The organism is Roseibium sp. MB-4, assembly GCF_053005265.1.
In genome coordinates, this window is record NZ_JBRKQB010000002.1 from 1123421 (window position 1) to 1135378 (window position 11958).

Annotated in this window: 10 protein-coding genes and 1 pseudogene; 3 read left to right on the forward strand and 8 right to left on the reverse strand. The window is 53.9% G+C overall.

Features of this window, described 5'->3' with window-relative positions; translation table 11 throughout:
- The first annotated feature begins 14 nt into the window (after positions 1-14).
- The gene (locus tag ACVDG4_RS16390) at positions 15-386 is read left to right on the forward strand and encodes a winged helix-turn-helix transcriptional regulator (RefSeq protein WP_133951591.1); all 372 of its coding nucleotides are present in this window, start codon (positions 15-17) and stop codon (positions 384-386) included.
- A gap of 22 nt (positions 387-408) precedes the next feature.
- On the opposite strand, the gene ACVDG4_RS16395 is transcribed toward ACVDG4_RS16390, so the two are convergent.
- The 8 genes and pseudogenes from ACVDG4_RS16395 to ACVDG4_RS16430 form a co-directional block, all read right to left on the reverse strand.
- Complete coding sequence (locus tag ACVDG4_RS16395) at positions 409-1323, reverse strand: sugar kinase (RefSeq protein WP_447235864.1); 915 nt, start codon at positions 1321-1323, stop codon at positions 409-411.
- A gap of 162 nt (positions 1324-1485) precedes the next feature.
- Positions 1486-2307: a carbohydrate ABC transporter permease gene (locus ACVDG4_RS16400; protein ID WP_447235865.1), complete on the reverse strand. Its 822-nt coding sequence runs from the start codon at positions 2305-2307 to the stop codon at positions 1486-1488.
- On the reverse strand, positions 2304-3191 hold the full coding sequence (locus ACVDG4_RS16405) for a carbohydrate ABC transporter permease (protein WP_447235866.1): 888 nt from the start codon (positions 3189-3191) through the stop codon (positions 2304-2306). Before ACVDG4_RS16405 ends, ACVDG4_RS16400 begins: the two co-directional genes overlap by 4 nt.
- A gap of 109 nt (positions 3192-3300) precedes the next feature.
- Positions 3301-4584: an ABC transporter substrate-binding protein gene (locus tag ACVDG4_RS16410; RefSeq protein WP_447235867.1), complete on the reverse strand. Its 1284-nt coding sequence runs from the start codon at positions 4582-4584 to the stop codon at positions 3301-3303.
- A gap of 83 nt (positions 4585-4667) precedes the next feature.
- Entirely contained in the window at positions 4668-5732 is a 1065-nt protein-coding gene (locus ACVDG4_RS16415) for an ABC transporter ATP-binding protein (RefSeq protein ID WP_447235868.1), read from the reverse strand.
- Positions 5729-6520, reverse strand: a complete 792-nt coding sequence (locus ACVDG4_RS16420) for a DeoR/GlpR family DNA-binding transcription regulator (protein ID WP_447235869.1) — start codon at positions 6518-6520, stop codon at positions 5729-5731. Before ACVDG4_RS16420 ends, ACVDG4_RS16415 begins: the two co-directional genes overlap by 4 nt.
- Before the next feature lie 345 nt (positions 6521-6865).
- Complete coding sequence (locus tag ACVDG4_RS16425) at positions 6866-7321, reverse strand: FCD domain-containing protein (protein WP_447235921.1); 456 nt, start codon at positions 7319-7321, stop codon at positions 6866-6868.
- Positions 7322-7333: 12 nt separating this feature from the next.
- A pseudogene (locus ACVDG4_RS16430) lies at positions 7334-7534 on the reverse strand (GntR family transcriptional regulator); the annotation flags it as partial.
- 805 nt (positions 7535-8339) lie between these two features.
- Between ACVDG4_RS16430 and ACVDG4_RS16435 the strand changes: the two are divergent.
- Both ACVDG4_RS16435 and ACVDG4_RS16440 read left to right on the forward strand, forming a co-directional pair.
- The gene (locus ACVDG4_RS16435) at positions 8340-10184 is read left to right on the forward strand and encodes a putative bifunctional diguanylate cyclase/phosphodiesterase (protein ID WP_447235870.1); all 1845 of its coding nucleotides are present in this window, start codon (positions 8340-8342) and stop codon (positions 10182-10184) included.
- A gap of 195 nt (positions 10185-10379) precedes the next feature.
- Positions 10380-11885 (forward strand): TolC family outer membrane protein, encoded by a 1506-nt coding sequence (locus ACVDG4_RS16440; RefSeq protein ID WP_447235871.1) that lies wholly within the window; start codon positions 10380-10382, stop codon positions 11883-11885.
- Positions 11886-11958: the final 73 nt, after the last annotated feature.

An 11958-nucleotide genomic window follows, 5' to 3' on the forward strand; every position in this document is an offset into this window, starting at 1 on the left:
GAGAGGATCACGGAATGGCCGGTCGGCTGGAGACTGTTGGCAAACGGCGGGTCGTGCTGGAAGCCTGCACGGAACCCTGCCCAATCGAGCGCGGCATGCGTATTCTCGGTGGCAAATGGACAGGCTCGCTTCTTTGGCACCTGAAAGACGGCCCCGTCCGCTTTAACGACCTATCGCGAATGCTGGGAGGTGCCAGCAAAAAAATGATCGCGGAACGTCTTAAACAACTGGAAGAGCGCGGCCTTGTCACTCGGACAGTTCTTCAAACCGCACCTGTCTCCGTCGAATACGAAATAACCGAGTTCGGCGCGACAGCTTTGAAGTTTCTGGATGAGCTCAGGATCTGGTCAGAGAACCTGCCTCAAGATCACTTGGTCTATAGCTGAGCAGGCGACGGTCAAATCTGATCTAGGCGACCAGTCCGCTGGAAAGATCAACAAGAGCACCCCGATGCTGGATAACAGTTCCGGCAAGACGAGCGCCTGCTGCGACGCTTGCGTCAACATCACCCGATACGAGATATTCAGCAAGAAAGGCGGCGTTGAAACTGTCGCCGGCGGCGGTTGTATCGACCACATTGCGGACCTGGTCCGGCCGGAACGATCTACGGTCGTTTTCCGTCGCCACGATCACCTCTTGCGGGCCATTCTTGACGACTATCATTTTTGCACCGGCTGCAAGATAGCGATCCGCGCTCTCGGATGGGGTCTTGTCACCAAAATGTGCTTCCTCGTCCTCAAAGGACGGCATCACAAAATCGCAAAGGCCCGCGGCCTCGGTAACGCAATCCCGCATGGTCTGCGCATCTTCCCAAAGACGCGGTCGAAGATTGGGATCAAAGGCGGCCCTGGCTCCTTTCTGGCGTGCGGCTGCAAGTGACGATAGGAATGTCTGGCGGCCTTCCGGTGAAAGGATGCCGAGCGTAATACCGCTGAAATAGATCAGCCCTGCCGTATCCATCGCCGTCGACAGAGCAACAGCATCATCTGCAAGACATCGGGCGGCAGACTGCGACCGCCAGTAAGCAAAGCTGCGCTCGCCTTCCTTCAGCTGGATCAGATAGAGACCGATGGTGCGGTCATTCAGCCTCTGGATGTGATCGGTTGCAAGCCCCGCCCCATCAAGAAACGCAATCATTTCTTCGGAGATCTGATCGTTGCCAACTGCGGTGAGATAGGAAACAGTCCAATCTTGGCTTAAGGACTTTCGCACATACCAGGCAGTGTTCAGCGTATCTCCGGCAAAACCCTTTGCAAAAGTCCCCCCGCCGGTCGGCGCCATTTCCACCATGCACTCACCGATTGCAAGAAAATTTGATGGCACGAACCTTCCTCCGGGGCAGTAAACAGGCACGAAAAAACCGCAGAATTCTGCGGCTTAAATCCATTAGCACGAAACAGGTCAATTTCGGAAGGGGTGATATACGTAAGCACGGCGCCCTGCTCGCCACTGCGATAACCTGGCGTTGGTTCAACCTCGCGGCTGTTACTTGATGCCGGCGCGCATGAAGCTCTGCACGAACTGGCGCTGAAACAGCAGAAACGCGATCAAAAGAGGACCGGATGTCATGAGCGTCGCTGCATTGATCACCGACCATTCGATCCCGCTGTCAATGGCGGAAAACACGCTGAGGCCAACAGTCACCGGGCGCGTTTCGACCGAGTTCGTTACAATCAAGGGCCAAAGAAAGTTGTTCCAATGGTGGCTGACGGAAACCAGTCCGTAGGCGAGGTAGGTCGGTTTTGCGAGCGGAATGTAGACTTTCCATAAGACGCCCAGAACCGAAGCTCCTTCAATCCGGGCCGCCTCGTCCAGTTCCTTCGGGATGGTCATGAAGGTCTGGCGCAGCAGAAAGATTCCGAAGCCGGAAGCAATGTACGGCAGCGCAATTGCGGGAATGGTGTCGACCAGATTCAGCAACCGCATGGTCTGATAGTTTTCCACCATCAGAATGTCCGGCATGACCAGCAACTGAAGGAGCACCAACGCAAACAGGACATTGCGCCCGGGGAACTCAAACCGTGCGAAGGCGAAGGCGGCCAAGGTGCACAGGAGGAACTGCCCCGCCAGGATCATCGTCACCAGAATGAAAGTGTTGAGGAAGTAGCGGTGAAACGGCGCAGCCTCCCACGCCTTTACAAAGTTCTCCGTCGTCAGCGGCGCAAAGAGATCGAAGTTGGCTTCATACGCCGATGGATGAATAGCAGTCCAAACCGCATAGGCGAGTGGCAGGATCCACAGAAGCGCCAGCGCCCAGGCAGCAAAGGCATTCAAAAAACGGTCAAACATGTCGGAGGCGCGGGTCATCTGTAATGCACCTTGCGGTCAAAGAAGAAGAACTGGCCAATGGCAAGGAGCGACAACAACACCAACAGGGCGACGGTGAGTGTCGCGCCATAGGCGGTCTCCCAGAAACGGAAGGCAACTTCGTAGATGTAGAAGAGCAGCAGTGCCGAGGCATTGTCGGGACCACCGTCAGTCAGAATGAAGATGTGATCGACGAGCCTGAACGAGTTGATCACTGCATTTACGCAAACGAACAAGGTCGTCGGCATCAACAGCGGAAACGTGATCCGCCAGAAGATCGTCCAGCGCCCTGCTCCCTCAATCCGCGCCGCCTCTTTTAGTGAAACGGGAATTGCCTGAAGCGCGGCCAGATAAAAGATCATGAAGAACCCAGCCTCTTTCCAGACTGTCACGACAATGATCGCATTGAGGGCGGTGTCCGGATTGCCGAGGTAGTTGGATGCCGGCCAGCCGAACAGAAATCCGGTGATCTGGTCAAACAGGCCAAAGCCGGGCGTATAGAAAAACAGCCAGATGTTTGCCACGGCAATGAGCGGCAGAACGGTCGGTGTAAAATAAGCCATGCGGACGAAGCTGCGACCAGCCAGCTTGTCGTTGACCCAAAGAGCCATGACAATAGCCAGCGCTACGGAGACCGGGATGGTGCCGATGGCAAACCAGAGATTGTTCCACAGCACCTTCCAGAAGACCGCATCATTGAGCATACGTTCGTAATTTTCGAGCCCGATGAATTTCGCAGGACGGCGGCCACGGGGCGTGGAAAAGAAGCTGTTCAAGAGCGTCGTGACAGCCGGAATATGCGTAAATGCGAACAGGAACACGAGTGCGGGCAGCAACAAGAGCCAGCCATAGATCCAGTCACGTTTCAGTCTCAACGTCTGCATGCGCGTCACAACCCGGAAATCTATTCCCGGCCCGATTTTCAATAGCCGTCAACAAAAATGAGAAGCAGCGCACTGGGCCGTGGTCCGGTGCGCTGCTCCCGGACCCTCCTTAGCGGTATTCCGCCAGGATCTCGTCAGCTTGTGCCTGCGCTTCTTTCAAAGCCGCCTCAGCGTCTTTCTGACCAGTGATGACAGCTGCCAGGGCGTCATTGAAGATGCCGGTGACGCGCTGGTTCTGGTAGGTGGACAGCTCGGCCTTGGCAAACTCAAGCTGATCGCGGGCAACCAGAGCCGGAGCGAAGTCAGCCGTGTAGGCTTTCATCTCTTCGGTTTCCCAGGTCTCGGCGCGCGGCGCGACGTAGCCAGTTGCGATGGTCCACTTTGCAGACTGTTCCGGCGCAGTGATCCACTGAACGAACTCGACAGCGGCCTTGTTCTGCTCATCGGACGCACCCTTGAACAGATAGAAGTTGCCGCCACCTGTCGGCGCGCCGCGGGTCACTTTTGCAGGCAGCATTGCAACACCGAAATCAAACGGCGCATTGTCACGCACATTGGTCAGGTTGCCGGTGGAGGTCCACATCATTGCCGTCTGACCTTCGAAGAAAGCCTTCGGTGTCGCGCCCCACTCAATGATACCCGGAGCCATCACTTCGTGCTTGGTGCTCAGATCAACAAGGTATTGCAGTGCCTCAACAACCTTCGGATCATCGAAGTTGGTTTTGTTGCCTTCCACATTCACAAGCTCTGCACCATTCGCGATGGCGAGGCCTTGGAACAGCCAGTATGGGAATCCGGAAGACGGGATGCGCACACCCCATTGCGTTGCATTACCGGACGCATCTTTTTTGGTCAGCTTCTTGCCGAACTCGACCATTTCTTCCCAGGTCTCAGGAGCAACTTCCGGGTCAAGACCAGCTTCCTTGAAAGCTTCCTTGTTCCAGTAAAGAACCGGCGTGGAGCGCTGGAACGGAATGCCGTAGGTCTTGCCACCAGTCTGGCTGTTTTCCATGAACGCAGGATAGAAACCTTCCAGCCATTTCTTGTCTTCCTCGGTGGTGAGGTAGTCATCGAACGGCACAATGAGGTCTTCGTCGATCAGTGTGTACATGTCGACGGACAGGATCACGCTGAGTTGCGGCGGGTTGCCACCACGCGAAGCAGTGATCGCCTTGGCAACGGTGTCCTGATAGGAACCAGCGTAGACCGCGTCTATGTTCACATCCGGGTTTTGAGCGACGTATTCAGCGGTCAACTCTTGAATGGTGTCAGCTGCTTTGCCGCCGACAGCAACCGGGAAATAGAACTGAAGATCAACAGCCTGAGCGGACGCCCAGGTGCTGAATGTCAAAGCCGTTGCAGCAACGGCCTTCAGGAAAGTGGACTTCAACATTCGTTTTCTTCCTAAGGCTAATGACTTCCTAGGGTTTGAACATCCGCACAGGGCGGGGTTTCCACGCGGGCCCACGTAGACTGTCAGGAGCGCAACTGCGCCCCAATTTCAGAAACAAGATCATCCCGGCGCGCACCGGACTGCGCATCAAAGACGTGCAAGGCGTCCGGGTCAAAGCCGAGTTCAATGGATTGACCGGGTGTAACCGGATCTGCGGTCGCCAACCGGACTTGAAACGCCGTATCAGCAATAACGCAGTCGGCGAGAATGTCCGCTCCAAGATATTCAACAGTACGGATCGTCGCCTCCAGTGGGCCACCCACCTGGCGGCGCATGGCTTCCGGGCGAACACCCAACTTGTGCGATGGCGCATTTTCAAGTTTTCGAAAGGCCGCTGCCGGGAACAAGTTCATCGGCGGCGTGCCGATAAACCGGGCTGCAAAGGGTGTGGCCGGCCGATCATAAAGCGTCCGCGGGCCTGCGGCCTGAACCAATTGTCCCTTGTTTAACAGGACAACCTGGTCTGCCATTGTGATGGCTTCAACCTGATCATGGGTGACATAGACCATGGTAAAACCGAGTTGCCGTTGCAGCGCCCGGATTTCCACCCGCATTTCGTGGCGAAGTTTAGCATCAAGATTGGACAGCGGCTCGTCCATCAAACAGATCGGCTTCTCGCCGATAATCGCCCGGCCCAGCGCAACCCGCTGCTGCTGACCGCCGGAAAGCTGGCCGGGTTTCCGCTCCAGAAGCTGGGACAAGCCCAGAAGGTCAGCGACCTTCCGCAAGCGCTCATCGCGTTCCGCGCGGCCAACGCGGCGTACCTTCAAACCAAAGATGATGTTCTCTGCGACCGACAAGTGCGGGAACAACGCATAGGACTGAAACACCATCGACAAGTCTCGCTTGGACGACGGTGTGTGGGTCACATCGCTTTCACCAATCTTGATGCTCCCTGACGAAACGCTTTCCAGTCCGGCGATCATCCTCAAGGTCGTGGATTTGCCACAACCGGATGGCCCCAACAGAGCTGTAAAAGACCCCGCGGGCATTGTGATGCTGAGGTTATCGACGGCCACCGTCTCCCCCCAGACCCGGGAGATGTTCTCCAGAACGATCGGCTTACCGGCACTGGACAGGTCTGTCATTGTTCACCCTCCGCCGATCCGGGGAGATGAACAATGGTCTGTGCATCTTTCAAACTCTCCAGAAAGGCCTGAGGCACAGGCTTGTCGGTGAAAATATCTGTGACGTCGCTCAAGTGGCCGCCCCGAACGTGGGCACTCCGGCCAAACTTGCTATTGTCGAGAACAAGATAGGAAGTCCGGCAATTGGCCAGAATAGCCTGACGGGCCGCGACCTCGTCTTCATGGAAGTCAAGCAGCGTGCCGTCTTCGTCGACCCCAGCAACACCAAAGATGCCGATATCCACCTTGTAGTTCGCAAAAAACGACTGGGCAGATGACCCAAGAACGTCCCTGTCGCCGTAGCGCAGCCGGCCACCCGCAATCGTGACCTGAAAAGACGGATTGCTTGATGCACTGAACGCTACGTTCAAATTGTTGGTAAAGACCGCCAGATTTTCGTGGCCGGTCAAAGCCTGCATCACAATTTCCGGCGTCGTGCCGATCGAAAAGGCAATGGACTGATTGTTTTCAACATGAGCTGCGACTTGGCGGGCGATATCTTGCTTACCCGGAAGATTCAGAATTTGCCGGGTGGAGTAGTGAATATTGGCAGCGCGCGCCGGTGGCTCGACGCCACCGTGGGTCCGGCGCAGAATTCCGAGTTCACAAAGTCCGTTTACATCGCGGCGAATTGTCTGGGTTGTCACTTCAAACCGCTCGGCCAATTCCTCAACTGAGGCAAATCCGGCTTTTTGAACCAGATCAGCAATCTCTGCCTGCCGTTTTGTGATATCAATTTGCCCGAGCATACGACGCACCCAACATTCCTGCCGCCGCTGCCATATCTCGTCCGACCAGGTACAAACAAATCTGGATCGAACCGCTCAGCGGCTGTTCCCAACAATCAATCATTTTCATATGAACCTTATTCGACGCTCATATGAAAATGCTATGACAGTTTCAGCCGTGAGATTGAAAATTGCTGCAAAACGCCGGGAGAGCATCTGGCTACCGTCACCCCTCAGAAACAGAAATCAATTGTACTCTAGAGGCTTCCTCGCAAGTCAGCGGTGCCCGTTTTGTAGAGATCGGACCCGCGCCGGAACCCTTTTCAATCTAAAAACACCGAGTTATCGATAAGCTGCTGGAAAAAATCACAATTGCGAAACGCCGCTACGTTCGAAAACAGATATCAGTGCTTGCAAGGCACTCAATCTATGAGCCTGGGCTATTTCGCTTGCTGCTTTCTCATTACCACCTGAGAAAGCCTCTATTAAAGAGCGATGATCTGCATCCGCCTCAACGGGAGCGCCGTTCATTCGTGTGAGAACGCGGACCGCCCGATGAATCTGATCCAGATTCAAACCGATTTCCCGCTCAAGACGTGCATTGCTGTATCTGGCAATTATCCTGTGAAAGCGGTCGTCTTGATCAATCCATCCATTTAGATCGTTCTGTTCCCGCGCAAGCAACGCGGCCATCGACGCACACTCCAACTCTGCAAGCGCATCGGCTTTGTTTTCAAGTCGAGCAAGAAGTGAGGCCGCCAGCCCCTCAAGCGCCGCGAGGATTTCCATCACCTCTGTCAGGTCTTGAAGCTGGATGGACAACACCTTCGCCCCCCGCCGCGGGATCAACGACACCAACCCTTCTGCCTCCAAACGGATCAACGCTTCGCGGACTGGCGTGCGGCTCATTTCAAGACGGGCAGCTATCTCTGGTTCGGGCGCCTGAAATCCGGGCGCAAGTTCACCGCTCAGTATATCTGTTTTAAGTTTTTCATATGCGTTGTTAACGCGGGTCTCTTTGACACGAGCAAGCATTGGCGGGCGAACCTGGTTCTTGTGGCACGGCACGAAACCCGCTTTATACAGACGCTACCGCTCCTGGCCGTCTTGTTGGCATACAAGAAGCAGCAGAATTGCATCAAACGAGTTTGTTGAGGGACGGTTCTGAGGCCAAATTCATTCTGGCTTGTAAATTTTATCATTAAGATTTTATTTAAACACGTTACGCAACGGAATATATGACACCATATTCGAAATAAGATATTGTTATTAAATAATAAATTAGAAATACACTCAACATAAAATAATTCGTAAAACTGCCAATGTATAGAGACGAATACACGAGACGACAGGTGGGGTGCGATCAGCTTGGAAAGCTAAATTCTGCCTTCGAAGACACGCTGCCTCAAATCAGGATCACCCTGAGAGCCTTTTATGAACACCTTTCGGGAAGCCACCCCTCTTGGACGCCTGACCACCGAATTTGATGTCGCCTACAAGCGCCTACGGCGCTCCAAAATTCATAGCCTAAAAACAAATATGCGAAATTATTACAATAGATAAAAAAGACAATATTATAGATTTACATAAAAACTGTTTGTTATTACTTTTAACTTAACCTCTCACGGAGTGCGTGGGGGCCTATATGAACTTGGCGACAGCTGTAATATCGTCAAACTACAATTCTGTTCTCTTGATTTTTTCGCTTGCGCTTTGCATCGCCGGAGCGATTTTCTCTGTTCAACTCATTGGAAGGCTAAACAAGAGCGCCGGAAAAGCGCAGATCATTCGATTGATCTGGGCATCTTTGGTGCTTGGCACGTCGCTTTGGGCTGCCGGTGTGTTTGCCGCAGCCGCACCTAGTCCATCGTCACAGACGGGATTTCAGTTTGCGACGCTCATGGCCGCCTTGTTTATCGCAACGACCGGCACTTTTGTGAGCATCTGGCTCCCACAGTTGGCTAAAAACCTGGTGATGCAGGTCATAAGTGGCATCGTTTATGGAGCAGGTGTCGCAACAACCTTTTTAATGATTGGTTTTTCCTACAAGGTTGCCGGCATGCAGGCAGGAGCCGGACTTTCAGCCATCTGGCCAATCATCCTTGGCACCGTGTTCGGAGCCGCGCTTTTTCCTGTGGCCCTTGACGCAGCTGCTAAGACCAAACTGGTCCAGGGTGTCTGTTTTATCTCCATCCCGGCAGTCGTGTGCCTCCTTGCCTCACCAACCTCGGTTCCACCTGAGGTCCCATACTGGTTTCCGCCGGGAATGAACTTGTTGCCGGTGTCCCAGACCCTGGTTGTTTCTGTTTTGCTACCCGCGCTCTGTGCTGTTTTCGCGGCATCTGGAGATGTTCTGGAACATCACTACAAACACTTGTCCCGCAGAACCTACCAGCATTTGGCCTTGCAGGATCCCCTCACCCACCTTCCAAACCGGCATTATGTCGAGAACATTGCAGAACAATTGCTCAAGGAAGCTAGCCAAAACCAAAAAATCTGCGCAGTGGTTCTTGTCAGCCTTGACCAGTTCAAAACAGTGAACGAGCTACACGGCTACGCGACCGGCGACGCAGTCTTGAAGCAAATGGCCAGTCTTTTCCGGGAAGAATTCGCAGACCCCATCGTCATTTCAAGGTTTTATGGTGACGAGTTTCTCATCATAAACCCGACTGTAAATACCTTGGACGAAGCAACCAGTTTAGCCCGTCAGGTCCGCGATATGGCCAGACGCCCCATACAAACAGCAACCTACCGGCTCTCTATTCAGTGCAGCATTGGTGTCGCAGTATCGCCAAGGGATGGTGAGAACCTGGCACAGCTGGTCCAACGCGCAAACCTTGCGGCGAAACGGGCAAAATCCATCGGTGGGAATTCCATTCAACCTTACGTCACCGGCATGGAGGAAAACAATCGTTGGGAAGCCGCATTGGCGGCAGACCTTCGTTACGCCACTCTGGACAATCAGCTGAACCTTTTGTTCCAGAAACAGAACCAAACCAAAACCGGTGAACTTGTAGGCTACGAAGCCCTCGTACGATGGCGCCACGCGGAGAAGGGACAAATTCCTCCAGAGGACTTTATTCCGATTGCCGAACGCTCGGGCATCATTCTGGATATTGGTGCCTGGGTGCTGCGGGAGGCCTGCCGCGCCGCTGCTGACTGGCAAGACCCGGTCGCAGTTTCCGTCAACGCATCCCCCTCGCAGTTTACCCGCAGTGATTTCAGTGGCCTGGTCTCAACAGTGCTCATGGAAACAGGATTGGAACCGCATCGCCTTGAAATAGAACTGACCGAAAGCACCCCTATCGAAGACCACAGCCGAGTACTTCAAACCATTATTGCGTTACGCGAAATGGGAGTTCGGGTGGCGATGGACGATTATGGAACTGGTTATTCCTCTCTCAACACCTTGCAGGCATTTCCGTTCGACAAGTTGAAAGTCGACCGTGTTTTCACTCAATCTCTTGAGGACAGCCCGCAAGCCAGGGCGATCTTGCGCTCCGCTGTTTTGCTAGGACACAGCTTTGGTATACCCGTTATCGCCGAAGGCGTCGAAACTGAAAAGCAATTGAACTTTTTGAAAGAAATGGGTTGCCAGCAAGTGCAAGGCTTCCTCTTCGGAAAGCACCTGTTGCCAGGCCAAATCAAGTCGGCACGAGAAACCGAAAAAAGACGCGCCGGATAAAGAATTTCATCCCACAGACCTTGAAAATATTTGAACATTAACAAAAACAATTCAAAAATTAATATTCTAGACAATTACTACAATATGATATCTACTATTTTATTGACAGGCATTAACGATAAACAGTTGATTACAATTACCTTTGATTAACTATAAAACTTTACCTTAGTAGCAGATAACGAAAACGGTGCTGCTATGACAAACTCGAACGCATCTTCGACAACTGGAAAAGGTAGACGCAACGATCGGCAAACGCTCTCGCGATTGCTGATGGCAAGCGCTGCTTTGGTCGGCGTTTTGATGTCAGGCGCTCCCTCATACGCCCAGTCCCTCGAAGAAGCGATGGGCGCTGCATATGCCTTAAACCCCGGCCTGAAAGCAGAACGGTCCAGATATCAAGCGACCAACCAAGGTGTCTGGACTGCGCGTTCAGAGTTCCTTCCGACAGTGACCGGCAGTTACATCGGCGAACACAATTCGTTCCGGAACACTCGGGACACATTGTCAAGTGACCGGGAGTACTTCCACGAGCTTGGCGTCTCCATGTCGCAGACGCTCTTCCAGGGTTTTGCCGGTGTAAACCGTCTCAATCAGGCCCATGAAGAAGCCCAATCCGGCCGCAACCAGCTCATCGGAGCCGAACAGACGCTGTTGTTCAACACTGCGGATGCTTATTTGCGTGTGGTCCGTGATCGCGGCGTACTGGCTTATTTGAAGTCTTACACAAATGTTGTGCAGCGTGAGGTGAATGCTGCACGAGCACGCTACAAATCTGGCGATGCCACGCGTACCGACATCGAACAGGCTCTTGCCCGCCTTGCGGAGGCTCAAGGGAACAAGGACCAGGCTGTTGGCGATTTGGAAGCATCCGAAGCGCTCTATGAACGCCTCACCGGGCAAAAACCTGGAAAAATCGGTTGGCCGGGCATCCCCAAGACCATCGAACCTGCTGGTCTTGATGATGCCATCACAGTTGCTTTCCAGAACAACCCGTCCATTCGCGCCGCGATGAATGACGCGCGGGCGGCACGATATGCTGCGCGCGCCTCAGTTGGCGACATGCTGCCCCGGGTTTCCTTGGAAGGCGAATGGTCCAATGGATATCGGCGCGATTTCAGCGACCGCGATCGGGAAGACTACCGGCTTGGCATTCGGGTGACGGCTCCGTTCTTCACCGGTGGTCGGAACATTGCATCAGTGAAGCGCGCCAAATACACCGCAGCGCAGGAAGAGTATGAGCTGGATGATACGCAACAGATTATCCGCGAGAACGTCATTCGTGCCATGAAGCAGCGCGCGGCGGCGCGCCTTCGGGCAAAAGCTGGTGTCCGCGCGATCGAAGCCAACAAGCGCGCTGTCAAAGGTCTTCAAGTCGAGTTTGAAAGCGGCCAACGCACATTGCTCAACGTGCTGGACGGCGAACGTGAGTTGCTGTTGAGCCAGGTTGACTACGTCCGGGCCCAGTATGACGCGAAAATCGCGGACTTTTTCCTGCTGGCCAATATCGGTCGGCTGGCACCTCAGCACTTTGCCATTATCGAAGAGCGGCCGGCGCCGCCGTCCCGGATTATCCCTCAATTCAATACGTGGGATTTGCGTCTCGGGCCGACAGAGAATGATCCGTTCCAGTCTGGCGTCATTGAGATTGCAGAGACCGAACCGGTGATTATCCAAGCAGAAGCGCTGCCGCCGATCCAGTAGAGGGTCCAGCTGCCGACATTAAAAAAAGCGGGCTGCAAGGCCCGCTTTTTTTGTGCTTTAGAGGCTGTCCGGA